Origin of the sequence: Pelistega sp. MC2, assembly GCF_900099475.1 — a bacterium.
GTDB classification, from domain to species: Bacteria; Pseudomonadota; Gammaproteobacteria; order Burkholderiales; family Burkholderiaceae_B; genus Taylorella; species Taylorella indica.
Map to the genome: position 1 here is coordinate 123715 of NZ_LT628273.1, position 18517 is coordinate 142231.

General features: G+C 45.6%; 18 protein-coding genes. 13 read left to right on the forward strand and 5 right to left on the reverse strand.

From position 1 onward, the window contains the following. Positions 1-55 precede the first annotated feature (55 nt). Entirely contained in the window at positions 56-1183 is a 1128-nt protein-coding gene (locus BQ4443_RS00690; protein WP_071057749.1) for a DUF3800 domain-containing protein, read from the forward strand. Between the two features lie 88 nt (positions 1184-1271). Next, complete coding sequence (gene ltrA, locus BQ4443_RS00695) at positions 1272-2477, forward strand: group II intron reverse transcriptase/maturase (RefSeq protein ID WP_083331810.1); 1206 nt, start codon at positions 1272-1274, stop codon at positions 2475-2477. A gap of 97 nt (positions 2478-2574) precedes the next feature. On the opposite strand, the gene BQ4443_RS00700 is transcribed toward ltrA, so the two are convergent. Continuing rightward, positions 2575-3264, reverse strand: coding sequence for an integron integrase (locus BQ4443_RS00700; protein WP_256330804.1), 690 nt, complete (start codon positions 3262-3264; stop codon positions 2575-2577). A gap of 19 nt (positions 3265-3283) precedes the next feature. Beyond that, the gene (locus tag BQ4443_RS12575; protein WP_256330805.1) at positions 3284-3541 is read right to left on the reverse strand and encodes a phage integrase N-terminal SAM-like domain-containing protein; all 258 of its coding nucleotides are present in this window, start codon (positions 3539-3541) and stop codon (positions 3284-3286) included. A gap of 215 nt (positions 3542-3756) precedes the next feature. Between BQ4443_RS12575 and BQ4443_RS00705 the strand changes: the two genes are divergently transcribed. The 6 genes from BQ4443_RS00705 to BQ4443_RS00745 all read left to right on the forward strand — a co-directional run bounded on the left by BQ4443_RS00705 (position 3757) and on the right by BQ4443_RS00745 (position 8927). Next, positions 3757-4278: a L,D-transpeptidase family protein gene (locus BQ4443_RS00705; protein ID WP_071057750.1), complete on the forward strand. Its 522-nt coding sequence runs from the start codon at positions 3757-3759 to the stop codon at positions 4276-4278. A 138-nt stretch (positions 4279-4416) separates the two neighbouring features. Next, entirely contained in the window at positions 4417-4923 is a 507-nt protein-coding gene (locus BQ4443_RS00710) for a type VI secretion system amidase effector protein Tae4 (RefSeq protein WP_071057751.1), read from the forward strand. 287 nt (positions 4924-5210) lie between these two features. After that, positions 5211-5507, forward strand: coding sequence for a hypothetical protein (locus BQ4443_RS00720; protein ID WP_071057752.1), 297 nt, complete (start codon positions 5211-5213; stop codon positions 5505-5507). Between the two features lie 87 nt (positions 5508-5594). Continuing rightward, on the forward strand, positions 5595-6989 hold the full coding sequence (locus BQ4443_RS00725; protein ID WP_023949540.1) for a tetratricopeptide repeat protein: 1395 nt from the start codon (positions 5595-5597) through the stop codon (positions 6987-6989). Between the two features lie 431 nt (positions 6990-7420). Further along, positions 7421-8499 (forward strand): IS3 family transposase gene (locus tag BQ4443_RS00740; protein WP_176752439.1). Its coding sequence is split into 2 segments (ribosomal slippage): positions 7421-7676 and positions 7676-8499, totalling 1080 coding nucleotides; the frame shifts between segments, so codons are not numbered across the junction. A 113-nt stretch (positions 8500-8612) separates the two neighbouring features. Beyond that, on the forward strand, positions 8613-8927 hold the full coding sequence (locus BQ4443_RS00745; RefSeq protein WP_023951819.1) for a DUF4298 domain-containing protein: 315 nt from the start codon (positions 8613-8615) through the stop codon (positions 8925-8927). A 152-nt stretch (positions 8928-9079) separates the two neighbouring features. Here the strand turns inward: BQ4443_RS00745 and BQ4443_RS00750 are convergent, their stop codons facing one another. From BQ4443_RS00750 to gabT, 3 genes are all read right to left on the reverse strand, one after another. Continuing rightward, the gene (locus BQ4443_RS00750; protein ID WP_083331811.1) at positions 9080-9778 is read right to left on the reverse strand and encodes a nitroreductase; all 699 of its coding nucleotides are present in this window, start codon (positions 9776-9778) and stop codon (positions 9080-9082) included. Between the two features lie 73 nt (positions 9779-9851). Then, a complete protein-coding gene (locus BQ4443_RS00755) occupies positions 9852-10916 on the reverse strand; it encodes an extracellular catalytic domain type 1 short-chain-length polyhydroxyalkanoate depolymerase (RefSeq protein WP_071057753.1) in 1065 nt (354 codons plus the stop codon). Positions 10917-11084: 168 nt separating this feature from the next. Continuing rightward, positions 11085-12356: a 4-aminobutyrate--2-oxoglutarate transaminase gene (gene gabT / locus BQ4443_RS00760; protein ID WP_023951825.1), complete on the reverse strand. Its 1272-nt coding sequence runs from the start codon at positions 12354-12356 to the stop codon at positions 11085-11087. Positions 12357-12528: 172 nt separating this feature from the next. On the opposite strand from gabT, the gene BQ4443_RS00765 reads away from it, so the two are divergent. The 5 genes from BQ4443_RS00765 to BQ4443_RS00785 all read left to right on the forward strand — a co-directional run bounded on the left by BQ4443_RS00765 (position 12529) and on the right by BQ4443_RS00785 (position 18435). Then, complete coding sequence (locus BQ4443_RS00765) at positions 12529-14016, forward strand: MocR-like pyridoxine biosynthesis transcription factor PdxR (RefSeq protein ID WP_023951827.1); 1488 nt, start codon at positions 12529-12531, stop codon at positions 14014-14016. Between the two features lie 159 nt (positions 14017-14175). Further along, positions 14176-15630: an NADP-dependent succinate-semialdehyde dehydrogenase gene (gene gabD, locus BQ4443_RS00770; protein ID WP_023951830.1), complete on the forward strand. Its 1455-nt coding sequence runs from the start codon at positions 14176-14178 to the stop codon at positions 15628-15630. Positions 15631-15865: 235 nt separating this feature from the next. Further along, positions 15866-16228 carry an IS66 family insertion sequence element accessory protein TnpB gene (gene tnpB, locus BQ4443_RS00775; protein ID WP_083331812.1) on the forward strand — a complete coding sequence of 121 codons (363 nt, stop codon included), beginning with the start codon at positions 15866-15868 and terminating at the stop codon, positions 16226-16228. Positions 16229-16339: 111 nt separating this feature from the next. Beyond that, positions 16340-17077, forward strand: a complete 738-nt coding sequence (locus tag BQ4443_RS00780) for an IS66 family transposase zinc-finger binding domain-containing protein (RefSeq protein WP_256330806.1) — start codon at positions 16340-16342, stop codon at positions 17075-17077. Between the two features lie 221 nt (positions 17078-17298). Then, positions 17299-18435: an iron-containing alcohol dehydrogenase gene (locus BQ4443_RS00785; protein ID WP_071057754.1), complete on the forward strand. Its 1137-nt coding sequence runs from the start codon at positions 17299-17301 to the stop codon at positions 18433-18435. Positions 18436-18517: the final 82 nt, after the last annotated feature.

An 18517-nucleotide genomic window follows, 5' to 3' on the forward strand; every position in this document is an offset into this window, starting at 1 on the left:
TGCCGGTGAGCACGGCGTTATATTCACAGGCCGGCATGGTCACATAGGGGTAGATATGAGCAAAGGTAAAGAAGGTGCTTTCATATATGCCGATGAGTCAGGACACTCAGGAAAAGAGATTTTTATTGAAAATTCACCTTTTTATTATCAAGGCGCAGTAATATCCGTTGGTGAAATTGAAACCAAAGTTGCACCAATAATTCAAAGATATTGCACTGATAACGGGTTGGAAAGATTGCATGGTTACGAGCTTGGAGAAGAGAAAGTAAATAGCCTTTGCTTAGAGTTGTTGGAGGCTTTAGACGGTACTCAATGGAGATTTCATTACACAACACTTCAAAAAAGGTATATAGCACCTACAAAATTTGTTGATACTGTCTTTGATTGTTGGGATAACCCCGCCGTCCATCCTTTCTGGTACACAACTGAACTATTCAGACACACATTATGTATATTAATAGATGACATGATGGAAGACGATCTAGACGTTGAGTTTTGGAACTGTTATTTAAAAGACGATTTGGATGGTCTAATCAATATATGCAAAGCCTTGCTGGAAAAAGCTCTATATATTTACGACAAAAGAGCATGTGAAGTCGTCACTGCAGGGCTAAGCTACGCGATAGATAACCCTGATATTTTCACTCTAATATCAGCTAAAGGTAAAAGCGCATATAAAAAACAGACGCCGAATATTATAGCTTTTTCTAGCTTATTAACTGCCACGCATAGGTTTTGCAAAGAGTATGGCGTATCAGTTTCTGAGCTTATTCATGATCAGAGCGATGAATTCAAAGGATCGATGCGGGAGTATCACCGCATGTTTTTTGGTGTCGATTTTGAAGAAGATAAATTCGGTGGTATCCCTCAATTTAAAGAGGTCGAATACGACTTGGGAGAATTCAAATTAGAATCTTCAAAAATATCGTATGGATTACAAGTAGCTGATCTTTTCCTATGGCTAATTCAAAGAGATGTTAAAAATAATAGCCTTGAAGAAACCAAGGCTAAGATATTAGACAACTCTGATGATTTCGTTATTTCAAGATCAATGTCTTTAGCAATTATCCAAGCTAGGCACTATCAATTAATGCAGCAAGAACTAACGCCTGAGATGATAAAAGCAGGCAAAGAGCTAAATAAAAAAATTAAAGCCAACCAAAAAGCAGCAATGGATAAGTGAATATAACAAGCGCATATTGGCGGACTAGTTTTTTGCTGCGCTCCAAACCAGCCGCAAATGCGGGCGTTAGCCAGATGGAAATACTGTAATGAAAGACACGGACATGACATACAACGAGCTTTCTGAGGCGGTGGTTGGCTTGGGCTATAGAGACAAATTCAGATTGGCGCAATTACTTAATGAACTCAAAACGAAACAATACCGAGCGCTGCCAGTTAAGCGGGTAGAGATACCGAAAGCAGATGGCGGAGTTAGGTTGCTTGGCATACCAAGTGTTCGTGACAGAGTAGTGCAACAAGCGGTCAATGAATTGCTGACCCCGATATTTGAGGAGCAATTTCACCCATCAAGCTTTGGCTACAGACCGAATCGAAGTTGTCATGATGCTATTAGCAAAGCAACGATGTTTATAAGACGCTACGGACTTAAGCACGTAGTGGATATGGACTTATCGAAATGCTTTGACCGCCTTGACCATGAACTGATTATCCAACAAGTCAAAAAGCGTGTCACAGACAGCAGCGTGTTGGAATTGATACGTCAATTCCTGCAAAGCGGCGTTATGATTGACGGCAAATTGGCGTCCACGGATATAGGCAGTCCACAAGGCGGCGTCATTAGTCCGTTATTAGCTAACATTTATCTCGATGCCTTCGACCAAGCAATGCGGGACAGAGGACATCGGATTGTTCGCTATGCAGACGACATCTTAATTCTATGTCGAAGTGCTAAAGGAGCGCAACGAGCCCTTGAGGTGGCTACTAAACTACTTGAGCAGGACCTTAAGCTACAGGTGAACGGTGAGAAGACTCACATCACACAGAGCTGGCGAGGAGTTAACTTCTTAGGGGTAGTGATTTACAGTCACTACACAAAGATACAGCCTAAGAAGCTGTCGCTGTTTAAGCAAAAGGTTAAGGCGATGACGAAGCGAAATAGTGGGCGACCGCTAGCGAGCGTTATTAAGCAACTTAACCCCCTGCTTAGGGGATTTGCTCAGTATTTTAGGATTGCCGACACGAAAAGTACCTTTAAAGAGCTGGCGCAGTGGGTGCGAAGACGGCTTCGCAGCATACAACTTAAGCTATGGAAAAAGCCTAAACGGCTACATAGACGACTTAAACAATTAGGCTATAAACCACCGTTTGAGTCGATAGCGATGTGGCGCTGGAGAAACTCAGCCAGTCCATTAGCTCACTATGCTATGCCGAATAAGTGGTTAGATAGTTTAACGTTGTATGATATGGGGAAAGTTGAGACTGGCTACGTGTTTAGCGCATATGCTAAATGGTAATGTGCATGAGCCGTATACGAGGTCCGTACGTACGGTTCTGTGAGAGGGATGAGGTGCAAACCTCACCCTACTCGATTGCCAGCCTGCAAGATATCGCTCAACCCAGCGGACTGCGTACTCCGGCAAAGTCTTGCCCTAACACATGGGTATAAATTTTTGTGGTGTTTAAATCAGTATGTCCAAGCAGCTCTTGTACAGTACGGATATCGGTGCCTTGGCGTAGCAGCTGGGTTGCAAACGTGTGACGAAAACTGTGGCAGGAGGCAGCCTTGTGTATGCCAGCTGCCGCAATAGATTTTTTCACTGCTTTTTGTACTGCAGAAATATGCAAATGATGGCGTACCCAACGGCCGTCGTCGTCTTGGCATAGACTCTCAGAAGGAAACAGCCATTGCCAAGCCAGTGCGCAGCCTGCATTGGGATATTTACGGGCCAGCGCATAAAGCAACGTAACAGGTGCTGGCATGCCGGACTGGCTGGCATGTTGGTGAGTCCGTTGCGCTATCAGCTCTTCAAGCTCTGTAAACAGCGTCTGGGGCAGCAAGGTCGTGCGATCTTTACCACCCTTGCTGCTGCGTATCACCAGCCTGTGCAGATTAAAATCCACATCCTTGATGCGTAAACGGCAGGCTTCGCTGACACGCAGACCGGCCCCATACATGAGCGAAGCAATCAGCCGATGCGGGGGAGGCAGCTGGGCAATGACGGATATGGCTTCCTCATGGGACAGCACCACGGGCAGCTTGCGTGGCTTTTTAGCACGGGCAATGCCGTCGATATGCTGCAAAGGCTGTTGTAAAACGTGTTTATAAAGAAATACCAGCGCATTGAGCGCCCTGGTTTTGGGTGGCCGCCGCCACGTTCTTGTGTGTCGCCAGCCAGGTCAGAAACTGAGCGACTTCTGCTTCGGCCATGTCGCGGGGGTGGCGGAGTCGATGAAAGCGTATGAAATAGCGTATCCAGTACCAGTAGGTTTTTTCAGTACGCAGGCTGTAATGTTTGGTACGAATGATTGCATGCAGCTGATCGCGTAGCTTGGGTGCAGGCTTGGGTGTCTGGGGCATAGCAATTTCCTTTTGCTGTATGGATAAACAGTATCTTACTGGTGAAGACAAGGCGGGTCAAGCGAAAATAATCTACCAAAAAGTATGGTCTTGTAACGGGTTGATCCCTATAGTATAATCGGGCAATCAAAATTTAGTCGCATCGGGTTATACCGCCTTCACGATGATTGGCTTATGTGGAAGGCGATTTAATACATGTTAGGCACGGAACCAAAATGAAGCGTTGGCTCATCATCGCAGCTTTAGTGGCGTCGACAATCGTTGGCGCTCTCGCGTGGGCGAATCACCATGAGAACCCACTGCCTGCCAATGTCGCGGCTGACCTTGTGGTCGTGGAGAAGGCCAAGCGTCAGCTCCTGCTCTATTCGCAGGGGCAGTTGCTAAAGAGCTATGCGGTTTCGCTGGGCCGGGTTCCGGTCGGCGCTAAGGAGCGCGAGGGCGACAAGAAGACTCCCGAGGGCCGGTACCTCATCGATTATCGCAAAGCCGATAGCGCCTATTTTCGTGCGTTGCACATCTCCTATCCCAGCGTGGCGGATACCGAAGCAGCTAAGATCAAGGGCGTCTCACCCGGGAGCGCCATCATGATCCACGGCATCCGCAATGGGTTAGGTTGGGTCGGTAGGCTTCATCGCCTTGCTGACTGGACGCTTGGATGTATTGCGGTCACTAATCACGAGATGGCAGAACTCTGGCGGGCGGTTCCGGATGGCACGCCGATCGAGCTTAGGCCGTAGAGAGCATGCACCTGAAGGCGCATGTAATTGAATAAGAAAGAAAAAAGCCTAACAACTGCGTGGAGCCGACGCCGCTAAAGCGGCGCGACTCACGCTTTTCGTTAAATGCAACAACTTCAAACCACAAGGAGATACTAAGTGATTAAGTTTCAACAGCTATGGGATTCATATCCGACCATCCAAGGAGATAAAACCCCATGTACAACAAATGGAAAGACGAATTTTGATGATCAATGTGCAATTAGGCTTGGATCTGCACTAGCAAAAAATGGTGTAAAGACCACCAATTTAGTTCCAAAAGGTCGCCACTGCTGGCAGCATGATATATCAGAAGGACACGTATTGGCTGCTGAAGAACTAGCGAATGGCTTGGCTAGGTTTCATATAGGCGGTATCCAGAAAAAAATAGAGATAAATCCTAGCACTTTTCAAAAAGACCTTATTGGGAAGAAGGGAATAATCTTTTTCAAAGACTTTTGGACAAGAAACGGCGAGTCTTTTCGGAACCGAAGCGGTGATCATATTGACCTTTGGAATGGTAGTCCGCTAACAGACTGGAGGACTTGGTTTCTAATGTCTGCAACATTTAATACTGGTGGAACATATAGCAGGTCTAAGGAAATATGGTTTTGGAGGGTATTGTGAAATACCTAACAGCGACCATCATTCTATTGTTTTCCTTGGCTCTAGGTTGGCTTGTTTCTGCTAAATATTTAGAACCTGTAATTCTAAAAGCGTTTAATCCAGAGACGCATGAAAAATATCTGGATATCTGGTTTACAGTTTTCGTGCTAATAGAGTTGGCAATCCTATCAGGATACACGCTTTATATATATAGGGTGTATATGTCCAACAAGCATTTAACAAAAAGCTCCAGCGGACGCTCCTGACGTCGCGCCGCTGAGCTTGGCGTTAGGCCTTAGGAGAACCATATGGATGATCAAACCCTTGAAGAAAGAGCGACAAGAAACATAAAGCTTTTGAGGTGGTCTTTTAAATGGATACCATTACTATGGGTTTTGTTGTTTGGGTCGATAGTAACTGTTTTAATTTCAGCTATATTCTTTAGCGAGACGCTAATAAAAATAATACTGGAGCACCCTGCTGCAATCATCGGCATACCAATTTCTGCATTGGTTTCCCTCTCATTAGTTCTCCCCCTTGAGCAAGTGGGTGGTCCGATTGTTTTCAAAATGCCTAGGGTCGAGTTTAAGGGAGCTTCTGGCTAAGTAGTTTTATGGCGATTGTGATCTCAATCAAGATGCTGTGGTAAGTGGTTTATTAATATATCGATGTGTTAGGGAGGTTTTCCGGAAATGAGAGTAAAGTTTTATGTGGTATTTCTTTGTTTTGCTTTCGCTTCAGCTGTTAGCGCTGCTGAAGTGGTAACATTTGATGAAGGAGTGCAGTTATATAATGATGAAAAGTATGCTGACGCGCTAAGAGTATTTACCTCCTTGGAGGCGAGGGGTGAGGTTAGGGCTGCTTATGCTCTTGGAGTGATGTATGAAAATGGCCAAGGGGTGGAAGCAAATATACAAAAAGCATCAAATTACTACATGAAGGCCGCTAAACAGGGGCATTCAGATGCGCAGAATAATCTTGGAATAATGCTTCTGACGGGAAAAGGTGGAAAAAAAGACTTCGAGCAAGCCTATCAGTTATTCGAACAGTCAGCTTCTCAAAACAATAAATACGGTGCTTGGAATGCTGCTTCATTCGTATTGGAGGCTGATGCGTCGCACTTTACCGAAAATTTGTTGAAAAAGGCGCTCGTCTATGCGGAAAGGGCTAAAAGCCTAGGGCACAAACAGGCAGGCTCCCTGGTTGGAACTCTGCAATGTGTTCTTAATGACAATGCATCAGTAAAAAATGATGTTTTTACAAGAGAGTCACTCGCTCATTATGAGGGCAAAGGAAGTGTTCGAGTTTTGGATCATGACGAAGGGTGGAAGGAACACAATATATATTATTTTGGCAAAGGCGGGCATTTGGTTAGGACTGTTTTTAAGAACACAAATCAAGAGCATCGCTACACGTATGATAAAAACTGTCACCTATTGAAATGGGAAGCAAGAAATTATTCTGATGACGCAAGCGGAAATTATAAAGTAGTAAATGTAGAAGATTTCACATATTTGCAGGGCAGAATTTCATCTTATACGACGCCGTCTTTTGGTGGTAGAGATTTCAAATACTATTATTACCCACAAAGTGACGGCGGCCTTTTTGAAGTTCAAAGAGAAATCGCAGCAGAATATCCCACAAATACGTACAAAAAATATAACTCCGCTGGGCTTCTTGAATGGTCTAACGGTGGTGTGCCGGCAAAGCCTTCGGAATTTTGGGCAATAACTCCAGGATCTGGCATTGGGTATTCCCGCGTATTTAATGAGGGTACGTCAAGAATGAGGTTCCAAGGTGGGCAGCAATACTTGTTCACCAATGGCGGGGCGTTGCGGAAAATTATAGATAACAATGCGCAGGACGGATCATACCAGTCAAGTGTAGAGTATTCATATGGTAGTGATGGGTGGATAAGAGAAGAAATATTCCATAGTACATCCAATAGAAACTCACCTATTAAGCACGTAAAGTATAGCAATTACAAACTGGATAATCACGGAAACTGGGTATCAAGAAAACAAAGTTATATGCATAACGATACTGACATGTCAGGTCTGCAACGAAGAATTATTAGTTACTATTGATGGCCTAACAAACACATTCACTCGGACAGCAAAAAGCGCTGCTCGTTCCTCGCTTTGCTTTTTTGCCGCCGGTGATGTGAGGCGTTAGCCAGATGGAAATACTGTAATGAAAGACACGGACATGACATACAACGAGCTTTCTGAGGCGGTGGTTGGCTTGAGCTATAGAGACAAATTCAGATTGGCGCAATTACTTATCCAGCTCGCCCGAAAAGAGGAAGAGGAGCAGTATCCACAGAAGCGAGCACCTGTTGCGTCAAATGTGGGGACCCCATCCGAGCTTACGTTGTATGTCGCAGAACGTATTAAAAAGCTGCGCCCCGCAAAAAAGTCGACGCTTCTAAATTCAATCGGTAATACTCCCCTAAAATCGAAACACCGATGAGTGGAAAATTTCGTTAAACTATTTGTTAAATTTAAAGGAATTTTCCATGCGTAGAAAACAATTTACCGAGCGACAAATCTTATCTATTCTTAAACAGCATGAGAGCGGCGTGAGCGTTGCTGATTTGTGTCGTGAGCACGGCATGAGCCAATCTGCTTTTTACAAATGGCGTAGCAAATATGCCGGCATGGACTCGTCAATGCTCAATGAGCTAAAACGCCTACAGGAAGAGAATGCGAAGCTTAAGAAGCTTTATGCTGAGGAGCGGCTAGTTTCCGAGGCACGAAAGGAGCTACTTGAGGGAAAGTGGTAAAGCCATCGCTACGAAAAGCGATGACAAGAACACTTGTATCACGTCAAGGCTTTGCTGTCAGGTTAGCTTGCCGAACGGTGGGTATTAGCACATCAAGTTATTACTATCAAAGTAAAGGAAAGGCTGAGGACGAGCAGATTGCCGATTGCTTGATTAAACTTACCCAAGCCAATAAGCGTTGGGGCTTTAAACTATGCTTTTTCTATCTCAGAAATGTCCAAGGCGTTGTTTGGAATCATAAGCGTGTTTACCGCATCTACAAGGAGTTAGCATTGAACTTACGTATTAAACCTCGCCTACGCCTTCAACGAAAGCAGCCAGTGCCACTGGCTGTGCCCACAGCTGCTAATCAGGTATGGTCAATGGATTTTATGAGTGATGCACTAGCCGATGGTCGTAGACTACGTTTATTGAACGTCATTGATGATTTCAACCGAGAAGCGTTAGCCATGGATGTTGCCTTATCTATTCCGAGCGAGCAGGTGATTCGATACCTAGAGCGCACAATTGAGCAGCGTGGAAAGCCTAAAGAGATACGAGTTGACAATGGTCCTGAGTATATCTCAGAACGACTGATCTCATGGACTGAAAGTCAAGGCATTCGTCTGAACTACATTCAGCCAGGCAAGCCCTATCAAAATGCCTATATTGAGCGATTTAACCGAACTGTCAGGGAGGAGCTTTTAAATATGTATATCTTTGACTCATTGGAGCAAGCTGAGTTGCTAGTCACCCAATGGCAATGGCAGTATAATAACGTACGGCCTAACATGGCTATAGGAGGTATACCCCCGCAATTTAAAGCGGCTTAAAATCCATATCATTCCACTAAAAGGTGTTCCTAAAAATGGGGGTCATACACTGAGTGTTTAAATAGACTTTTTGAGGGTGGCGTAGATAGATAATTAATTAAAGGTCATACAGCATGAATGAAAGTAAAGAAAAAAGTTTAGAGCAATTACGTAAGATATTTAGCGAGATGGACGCTCGCACGGTTCAAGCGGAACAAGATGTTAAAGAAATGCAGGCGTTTATTGAGCGCTTTGCGGCGATAGAAGAAAATCGCAAGCAGCTTGAAGCGTATTATTTTGGCGATTGGATGAAGGATGTTGCGGCCTATGAAGCTTTGGGGCTTGAGGAGAGTTTTTACAGCATCTGTGAGGATCCGATTTGGAATGCAACGGGCTGCTTACAATCAGAGAGAATCAGGCTTTTAAAGCTGTTAGCCGACTCGCTCTAGCGCAGCTAATGCAGACCTAATCTGCTCTGACTCCCTCATCATTAAGTGACCGCCTTTTCAAGCTTTACAAAAGACCGCGCCAGTTCTCGCATAGTCCGCCCTGTCAATGACTGAGGCCCTCCCCGCGTAAGCGGCGGAGGAGGACCTCAAGCTTATTCATCCCAATGAAAGGTGGTGAATTCATCTAGCTCAATACGTGGCGTTCTGAAGGTGTTGACGATGTGATTTTTATCTTCGTAGCCAATCGGAATGGCGCAAACGATCTTCAGATTCTCAGGATAGTCTAAATGCTTACGTACGATACTAGGGTAATGCATTAATGCACCTTGTGGGCAGGTGCTTAGTCCGAGTGATTTTGCCGCAAGTAAAATATTCTGTATAAAGGTACCGGTATCAATCCAGCTACCTAATTCCATTTCTTTATCAATTAAGATAAAGAGGGCGACGGGGGCGCCAAAGAAGTTAAAGTTTTGCACTTGCTGCGCTTTCATTGCGGCTAAGTCGCCTTTTTGAATGCCTAAGGTACCATAGAGTCCCCAACCGTTTTCGCGGCGACGCGTAAGATACGGCTCACTCAAGCGTCTAGGATAGTATTTATATTCAGCTTCTTCACGGTGCTTGTTATTAAAGGCTTGCATCATGTCCGCAGCCAGTGCCTCACGTTTTGCACCGCTAACGACTTGTACATGCCAAGGCTGAATGTTACTGCCGCTAGGGGCTGAACTGGCCGCTTTGAGGATAGTCTTGATATCGTCCTGTGAAACGGGATCAGCTAAAAATTGACGCACGCTTTTGCGTTCGACCATGGTTTTTAAAACAGGGTTTAACTCCAATTCAGTCATTTTGTTCATAAGGTATTGTCTGTTGCATTGTGAATGTTGACAGCACTATAACATATCGTTTAACGATAGTTTGAGCAGACAATCAAAGATATCGTTTAAAAAATTGCCAGATTAATTGACTTGCATGGGGCCCATGCTGGGAGTTAAAGGGGAGTCGATAATCGCCTCCAGCCCACGCATGGTCCAGGTGTTTAATGCGAATTAACTCGATGATTCGCTTGCGTCCATCGTAATAAAGCGATTGATTATATTCTTTTGTTGTCCCTTGAAAAAACTCAGTGCTTTTAGCAAGACTGTTCATTGGTAGCTGATTAAAGTGAAGCAACTGTTTGACTAGCTCAGTGGCATGACGTGGATGAACGATTTTATCCTTTTCCCCCTGCAGGATGATGGTCGGCAGTTGCAACTTTTGGGGTGGTGCAAAGCCATCCATAGCCGCTGCTAAGGTGCTATCAGAAACTACCTGCGGATCGCGCATGATGCTAACCGCACTCTGCGCATCATAAGCGCGACCTAGCACGGGGCCGCTGTGCATGGCTAAGCCAGCGAATTGCGCAGGAAAGTTTGCCGCCAATATGCCAGCCATTGCGGCGCCAGCAGATAAGCCAACCACAAATACTTTGTTAGGGTTCAGGCGATGCATCATAATGGTGCTTTGAATGATACTCATGATGCTATGGGCTTCAGCCATGCCCTGATGATGCTTGTTTGTGTCGTACCAATGCCAACAGTTAGTGAGATGGTAGCGACGGCTTTGCTGGGGATAAAGCACCACAAAACCATTGCGTTGAGCAACCACGTTCATTTGTGAGCCTTGAGCAAATAAAGCGCTGTCTTGTTGGCAACCATGCAACATGACCACTAAAGGCATACCCTCAGTGCTTGGATGGCGGACGCTTGCTGAGGGTTCAAAAATATAGTAATCAAGCTGTGGCACTAGGGCTACCTTAGAAAAGGCTGGTGCGATAAAGCGATGCTTTTTCCAGATGCCACGTTCTTGAGGATCAGGTCGTGTTAGTAATACATTCATTGCCTTGAGTTGCTCTGGCAATTTCCTTTTTACCTGTTTTGTCAGTTGCTGTTGGAGTTTGAGTAGTTGTTTAGTGGTTTTAATAATGGGCTTTTTCAAGCGCGTGCGTTTTGCCATTGTGAGTAACCAGTGAATAGGGCTTAGGTCCGAGTCAGTGCTTAAATCACTTTTAGCATAACAAGACCATTACTTTGATGACAAGCGAATACCACTGTAGCAAGCGTTGCCATAAAAAAACGGGATGATGTCCATATCATCCCGTGGTTACACTCAGGTGGTCTAGCCCTACTGATTAGCTAATAAGGCATCACGTAAAATGCCTAGCGCCTCATCAAATAGCTCCTCACCAATGGTGAGTGGGAATAAGAAGCGAATAACATTGGCATCTGGTCCGCAGCTAAGTAAAATCAAGCCCTTAGCCAGTGCATCTTGTTGTACCTTTTTGACAAAATCACTTTGTGGGACACCGGTTTTAGGGCAACGGAATTCAACCGCAACCATAGCACCTAGACCGCGCACATCGGAGATAACAGGCACCTCAGCGCGTAGCTCATTAAGCATGGCTTGGAGTTTATCACCTAATTTGTTGCCTTTTTCTAATAGATTTTCCTCTTGCACCACCTCAATGACGGCAAGCGCTGAAGCCGTGGCCAAGGGGTGACCAGCATAGGTGCCGCCAAGCCCACCAGGTAGTGGTGCGTCTAGGATGTCTGAACGACCGCAGATGCCAGATAACGGCATGCCGCCAGCCAGACTTTTTGCCATGGTGGTGATATCGGCTGCCACCCCATAATGTTCCATCGCAAATAGCTTGCCAGTGCGGCCAAAACCAGTTTGAACCTCGTCTGCAATGAGTAAAATACCGTGTTCATCGCATAGTTCACGTAAGAAGGTCATGAACTCTGGTGGGCATACGTTAAAACCACCTTCACCTTGAACAGGCTCAATAATAATCGCCGCTACTTGTTGTGGATCCACGCTGACGGCAAGTAATGATTTGAGTTGACGCTTGGCATCATCCAGGCTGACACCTTGTTGCTCATTTGGGAATGGTGAATGGTAAACATTAGGCGCTAAAGGACCAAAGCCTTTTTTATAAGGGTTTATTTTGGCGGTTAAGGTGATGCCTAAAAGCGTACGACCATGGAATGCATGGTTAAATGAAATAATATGAGGACGCTGGGTCGCATAACGCGCAATTTTAATTGCGTTTTCAACGGCTTCTACCCCGGTGGTAAAGAAAGCGGTTTTTTTAGGAAAATCACCCGGTACGAGGGCGTTAATTTTTTCCGCTAATTCAACATAGGACTCGTAGGGTACGACTTGATACGCAGTGTGAATAAAACGTGCTAATTGCTCTTCAATCGCCGCCACTAAACGTGGGTGACGATGCCCAGTATTACATACCGCAATACCGCTAGCAAAATCGATGTAACGCTTGCCTTCAATATCCCAAATTTCAGCGTTTTCTGCGCGGTCAGCATAAAACTCACACATCACACCGACACCACGTGGTGTGGCAGCGTTTTTGCGTTCAACTAAGGTTGCGTTTTTCATTCAAAATGTCTCCTCACAAAGTTATATCTATCAAGTGTTGAATGACGCTGTGTTTTGTCGCATCGAGAGCTGACCAAAACAATCCATGTAATTTTCTTAGCTTATCCTTAATTTGGTACCATGCAAAGAGCCATTTATGCAAAAATAAGTGGAGCTACTTAGGGAGGGAAGAATGCATATTGATGCATTACAAGAGCATATTTTGCAGCGCTTGGAGCGCGATGGTGAGATACCGTTAGCGCGCCAGATTTACATTATATTAAGTGATTTAATTTTAAGTGGTGAACTCAGTGCCGGAGTGAAGTTGCCCGCCAGTCGTAGTTTAGCAACAGATTGTGGTGTCTCAAGAAATACCATTATGTTTGCCTATGAGCAATTGCTCGCAGAGGGCTATGTGATTTCGCAGACCGGCAGTGGCACTTTTGTCTCTGATACGGTGCCAGTGGCAGATTGGTCGCATGAGGAGTCAGCGCTCAAAGAGAAATCGCCAATGACTGAGCATCAACGCTATTTATCCAAGCGTGGTTCTGAGCTGGTGAGTTCAGCTCAGGCTTCAGCCGAGCAATGGCAGCCATTTGTTTCTGGTGTACCAGATATTTCCTTATTTCCCAAGGATATTTGGCTACGTTTATTGCGTAAGCATTGGCAACAAGCAACACCAGCGATGCTTAGTTATGCGCATGGCGCAGGTTATTTGCCACTACGTCAAGCCTTAATCGAGCGCTTGCGTTTGGCCCGTTCGGTTAATGGCACGGCTGACCAAGTATTGATGATTTCCGGCTTGCACAATGCCATTAGTTTAATTGCCCAGTTGCTGATTGACCCGGGTATGACCGTTTGGATGGAAAATCCAGGTTATTGGGGAGCCGCCACCGTGTTGAAAATGGCAGGTGCTAATATTGTCCCCATCGCTATTGACGAAGAGGGTTTGGCACCCACGCCTGAGCAGATAGCGCAACCCCCTAAGCTTATTTTTGTGACGCCATCACATCAATATCCACTCGGACATGTGATGAGCTTAGCCCGACGCCGCATGTTGTTAGACTATGCCAATGCGCATGATGCATGGATTATCGAGGATGATTACGATAGTGAATTCCGTTTTGCCGGTTTACCTATTGCTTCATTACAAGGTTTAGACTCCTATCAAAAAGTGATTTATTTGGGTACCTTTTCTAAAACCCTATTCCCCGGTATGCGCTTAGGCTATATGGTATTACCAGAAAATTTAGTGGATTATTTTGCCATTGGTTTGTCGGAAAAATATCGCGATGGCCGCTTGCTTGAACAAGCTGTATTAGCGGATTTTATGGTTGAGGGGCATTATGCTGCACATGTGAGAAGGTCGCGTTTACGCTATGCCAAACGTTCTGTATTATTGCGTGAGGCTATTAATGAGCAGTTAGGGCCGGATTGGGTTTCCTCAAATGTTGAAGCTGGATTGCATTTGGTGATACATCTACCAGCGGGTACGGATGATGTGGCCATTGCGCGAGCGGCAAAAGCGGCAGGCATTATGGTCAGACCGTTGAGTAGGTATTATCTGGGTGAGCCGTCTAGGGCGGGTGTGTTGTTGGGTTATGCCAACGTTCCCGATGAGCTGATTAAACCGAGATTCGCACAATTAGCGAGAATTATCCGCAGTGAATTAAGGGCTTAGGCGATTCGAAATTCATAAATTCGCTGTAAAAGCATTGCAAAAGATAAATGGCTTAGATAATATGCCTTAAAGTCGCTTTATTAGGGTGCCATTTGCAATTACTGCTTTGCTTGGCAACAATGACAAGGAAATATGCGCATTATTTTTTAGGAGGAGTGTATGCAGGACTTATCACGTAAGGATTTATTTAAACAACAGGCTTATATTGATGGGCAGTGGGTGGATGCAGACAGTGGTGAGACACTGGAAGTGATTAACCCAGCCACGGGAGAGGTTTTAGGTACCGTGCCTAAGATGGGCCAGGCTGAAACCCGCCGCGCCATTGAAGCGGCCGAGCGAGCGCAAAAGCAATGGCGTGCTAAAAGTGCTAAAGAGCGTGCGGTTGTATTACGCAAATGGTTTGATCTGGTGATGCAGCATCAGGATGATTTGGCACGTATCATGACGCTTGAGCAGGGTAAGCCATTAGCCGAAGCAAAGGGTGAGATTGCTTATGGTGCAGCGTATCTTGAGTGGTATGCGGAAGAGGGTAAGCGCGCTTATGGGGATATTATCCCGGGTCCAGCGTCGGATCGCCGTATTGTCGTGACCAAAGAGCCGGTGGGAGTGTGTGCCGCCATCACGCCTTGGAACTTCCCGTCCTCAATGATTACTCGCAAGGTCGGTGCTGCCCTAGGCGCTGGGTGTTCGATGGTGATTAAACCGGCCGCCCAAACCCCTTACTCGGCCTTCGCATTGTGCGTATTAGCAGAGGAAGCTGGCGTGCCAGCAGGTCTCGTGTCGGTGGTGACTGGTTCAGCATCAGAAATCGGTAAAGAAATGACGGCCAATCCCATTGTGCGTAAATTTAGCTTTACGGGCTCCACCGAAATTGGTCGTTTATTGATGTCACAGTGCTCCGATCAGATCAAGAAAGTCTCATTAGAACTGGGTGGTAACGCACCATTTATCGTATTTGATGACGCTGATTTAGATGCGGCGGTTGAGGGGGCGTTGATTTCTAAATACCGCAATGCGGGGCAAACATGTGTTTGTGCAAACCGCATTTATGTTCAAGATGATATTTATGATGCCTTTGTCGAAAAATTTGTAGCTGCCGTCAACAAAATTAAGGTGGGCGCTGGTACTGAGGCCAATGTAACGCAGGGACCGTTGATTGATAAAGCTGCCGTGGACAAGGTGCAAGAGCATATTGACGATGCTGTTAGCAAGGGCGCTAAGGTCGCCGCTGGCGGTAAGCAGCATGATTTAGGTGGTTTATTCTTTGAGCCCACTGTGTTAACCGAAGTGACCTCGTCGATGAAAGTTGCTAAGGAGGAAACCTTTGGTCCTTTAGCCCCATTATTCCGCTTCAAAACCGAAGAAGATGTGGTGCAAATGGCGAATGACACCGAATACGGTTTAGCGGCGTATTTTTATAGCCGTGACTTAGGTCGCGTGTGGCGCGTTGCAGAAGCTTTGGAATATGGCATGGTAGCCATCAACACAGGTATTCTTTCTAATGAAGCGGCACCTTTTGGCGGCATTAAGCAATCAGGTCTTGGTCGCGAAGGCGCTAAATACGGTTTGGATGATTACTTAGAAACGAAATATATGCTAATGGGTGGCATTTAATCCTAAGCAGGTGTTTTGTATTTAAAGTAAGCGATTACCGTTAATCTAGAGCCCGTCATGTAGATGTTTTTCTATCTGGCGGGCTTTTTATTTGAGCTGAATCAAGGAGATTGCTGAGCAGATACAGGGATAATCCCTAAATAAGAGCTTTTATGAGTAAGCGTCCGGTGAACACATGTATTCATTCCTGCTAAATTGCGCGACACTATGGTTTTGTGTATGTTAGGAGAAATCAATGCCGTCTTTAATGCGTATCGAGACCGCCCAACGAGTGGGAATTCAAGAGCAAGCGTCTAGCCTACTGGCACTAGATAAAATCATCCTGGTGAGTGAGGCGACAGATTTACGAGCGGGGATGGATACCTTGCGCACTAAGGCAATTCAGCGCTTTGGTCAGGTGGCACCTCACGAAGCCTATGTGTTTATGAATCGCACGCACACGCTTCTTAAATTACTCATGCACGATGCGATGGGGTCGTGGCTATGTGTTCGTCGACTACATGAAGGACGCTTTCACGGTGCAGGCTCACGGATGAATCCTGTCAGCAGAACAACTGCAGGCCTTAGCCTTGGGGCTGCCTTGGCATCGTTTAGGTGAAGCCGGTATCTATCGTTATTGTTAGTTTGATCGTGAGCTAAGTGGGGCGATCTTGTCAATTAGGTATTCTCGGTATCGCTTATTTTATCGGCATAAGGCATACTACGTCTTATGCCGAATTCTTTTGCTTTTCTTTCCTCTGATTTGTCCCAGTTAACTGCTGAGCAGTTGCGCGAACTCGTGCTGCAACAACAAGCCTTAATTGCTCAACAAGACGCATTGATTGTAAAAAAAGCAGCACAGGTGGAAGAAAAGGATCTGGCCTATCGTCGTGTTCTGAGCGCTTACGAACAAGTGAAGATGGAGTTGGCGATCTTAAGACGTATCAACTTTGCTAAACGTAGCGAACAGCTCCCTGACCTACAAGCGAAACTTTTTGAAGATGACGCCCATGAGGATTTGGCTGAGCTAGAAACGATGTTAGACAACATCGGTCAGCAATTAACGTCCATGAGTGGTCAAGAGCACACACCTCGCACACCGGCTCGTATGCGTTTACCGGCGGAATTGCCCTCGGTGGATATTCATTATACGTTGGAAAGCACGACCTGTGGTTGTGGTGCTGAGATGCGTCATCTTGGGGATGACGTGAGTCAGAAACTGGACTATGTGCCCGGTACTTTTAGCGTGGAGAATCACATTCGTCCGAAATACGTGTGTGATTGTTGCAAGACCCTCAATCAAGCGCCGGTACCTCCTCACATCATTGATAAGGGGTTGGCAACGACCGGACTGCTGGCGACAGTACTGATCATGAAGTATGCTGACCATCTGCCGTTGCACCGTCAAGAAGCCATCTTTGAGCGCAGCGGCAAATGCATTTACCTTCATTATTTTTTTCCTCAGTGATTAAATTCTTCGTATTGTAACTGTATATGAAAATTAAGGTCTAGCAGCCAATGAGGGCGAGGCGATTTGATCGCATTGCTTTGATCCAAATCGACTTAATGCTAGTAGAAACTCTTATTATATTTATGCATGAGTTAGTTATAATTTAATAAGATAGTAATGCACATTGTGTATAATACAGTAAGCTCATTTGTCACAACGTTTATACAAAGGAAGATAGTATGGCAGCACAATTTTTTATGCCTAGCAATAATGTGATTGGTGCGGGCGCACTTGATTCAGCGGTGGATATTATCGCCTCTTTATGTTTTAAAAAGGCCTTAATCGTTACCGATAAGCCTTTAAGCGATTTGGGTTTTGCGGCTCAAGTGGCGGATCGTTTAAAGGCTAAAGGCGTTGAAAGTGACATCTTTGATGAGGTTCAGCCTAATCCTACGGTAAAAAATGTTAACGACGGTTTGGCTAAGCTGAAGGCCGCTGGCGCAGACTGTGTGGTGTCACTGGGTGGCGGCTCACCACATGACTGTGCTAAGGGTATCGCCCTTGTAGCCAGTAATGGTGGCAAAATCGAGGACTATGAGGGTTTGGATAAATCCGCTAAGCCGCAATTACCGCTAATTTCTATCAACACCACGGCCGGTACTGCGTCTGAAATGACGCGCTTTACCATCATCACCGATGAAAGCCGTCATGTAAAAATGGCGATTGTCGATAAGCACGTGACGCCAATCTTATCGGTTAATGATCCGAAGTTGATGGAAAATATGCCTGCTTCATTAACGGCCGCAACGGGTATGGATGCGCTAACCCATGCGGTTGAGGCCTATGTATCAACGGCAGCCAATCCGCTCACGGATGCATGTGCGGTTAAGGCTATTGAGTTAATTGCGAGCTATTTACCAACCGCCGTTAAAGAGCCTAAAAATGCGGAGGCGCGCGAGCAGATGGCTTATGCGCAGTTCTTGGCTGGTATGGCATTTAATAACGCCTCGCTCGGTTATGTGCATGCGATGGCGCACCAGTTAGGTGGTTTTTACGATTTGCCACACGGCGTTTGTAATGCGCTATTACTACCTCACGTTGAGGAATTTAATATGCGTGCGGCTAAAGCGCGTTTAGATGAAGTGGGCGCGATTCTATCCGCGAACAACCAGGAGCTTGAGGGTTTAGGCGTGATTGATGCCATTAAAAAGTTGGCAGGCATCGTAGGTATTCCAAAATCACTACGTGAGCTAGGTGTCAAAGAAGAAGACTTTAAAGTCCTCGCTGAAAATGGGATGAAGGACGTGTGTGGTTTAACTAACCCGGTTCAGCCTACACTTGATGAAGTGATTGCTATCTTTAAAGCAGCGTATTGAGCTTAACTCGTTTAAGTTTTAATTAAATAAACCCGCCACTGAAGCGTGATATTGCTCAAGTGGCGGGGTTTTTTTTAAAATG

What these genes read in the sequence shown, in the direction of transcription:
- BQ4443_RS00690 (WP_071057749.1), top strand. Translation starts at nt 56, where the DNA reads ATGAGCAAAGGTAAAGAAGGTGCTTTCATATATGCCGATGAGTCAGGA.
- ltrA (WP_083331810.1), top strand. Translation starts at nt 1,272, where the DNA reads ATGAAAGACACGGACATGACATACAACGAGCTTTCTGAGGCGGTGGTT.
- BQ4443_RS12575 (WP_256330805.1), bottom strand. Translation starts at nt 3,541, where the DNA reads ATGCCCCAGACACCCAAGCCTGCACCCAAGCTACGCGATCAGCTGCAT.
- BQ4443_RS00705 (WP_071057750.1), top strand. Translation starts at nt 3,757, where the DNA reads ATGAAGCGTTGGCTCATCATCGCAGCTTTAGTGGCGTCGACAATCGTT.
- BQ4443_RS00720 (WP_071057752.1), top strand. Translation starts at nt 5,211, where the DNA reads ATGGATGATCAAACCCTTGAAGAAAGAGCGACAAGAAACATAAAGCTT.
- BQ4443_RS00725 (WP_023949540.1), top strand. Translation starts at nt 5,595, where the DNA reads ATGAGAGTAAAGTTTTATGTGGTATTTCTTTGTTTTGCTTTCGCTTCA.
- BQ4443_RS00745 (WP_023951819.1), top strand. Translation starts at nt 8,613, where the DNA reads ATGAATGAAAGTAAAGAAAAAAGTTTAGAGCAATTACGTAAGATATTT.
- BQ4443_RS00750 (WP_083331811.1), bottom strand. Translation starts at nt 9,778, where the DNA reads ATGAACAAAATGACTGAATTGGAGTTAAACCCTGTTTTAAAAACCATG.
- BQ4443_RS00755 (WP_071057753.1), bottom strand. Translation starts at nt 10,916, where the DNA reads ATGGCAAAACGCACGCGCTTGAAAAAGCCCATTATTAAAACCACTAAA.
- gabT (WP_023951825.1), bottom strand. Translation starts at nt 12,356, where the DNA reads ATGAAAAACGCAACCTTAGTTGAACGCAAAAACGCTGCCACACCACGT.
- BQ4443_RS00765 (WP_023951827.1), top strand. Translation starts at nt 12,529, where the DNA reads ATGCATATTGATGCATTACAAGAGCATATTTTGCAGCGCTTGGAGCGC.
- gabD (WP_023951830.1), top strand. Translation starts at nt 14,176, where the DNA reads ATGCAGGACTTATCACGTAAGGATTTATTTAAACAACAGGCTTATATT.
- tnpB (WP_083331812.1), top strand. Translation starts at nt 15,866, where the DNA reads ATGCCGTCTTTAATGCGTATCGAGACCGCCCAACGAGTGGGAATTCAA.
- BQ4443_RS00780 (WP_256330806.1), top strand. Translation starts at nt 16,340, where the DNA reads ATGCCGAATTCTTTTGCTTTTCTTTCCTCTGATTTGTCCCAGTTAACT.
- BQ4443_RS00785 (WP_071057754.1), top strand. Translation starts at nt 17,299, where the DNA reads ATGGCAGCACAATTTTTTATGCCTAGCAATAATGTGATTGGTGCGGGC.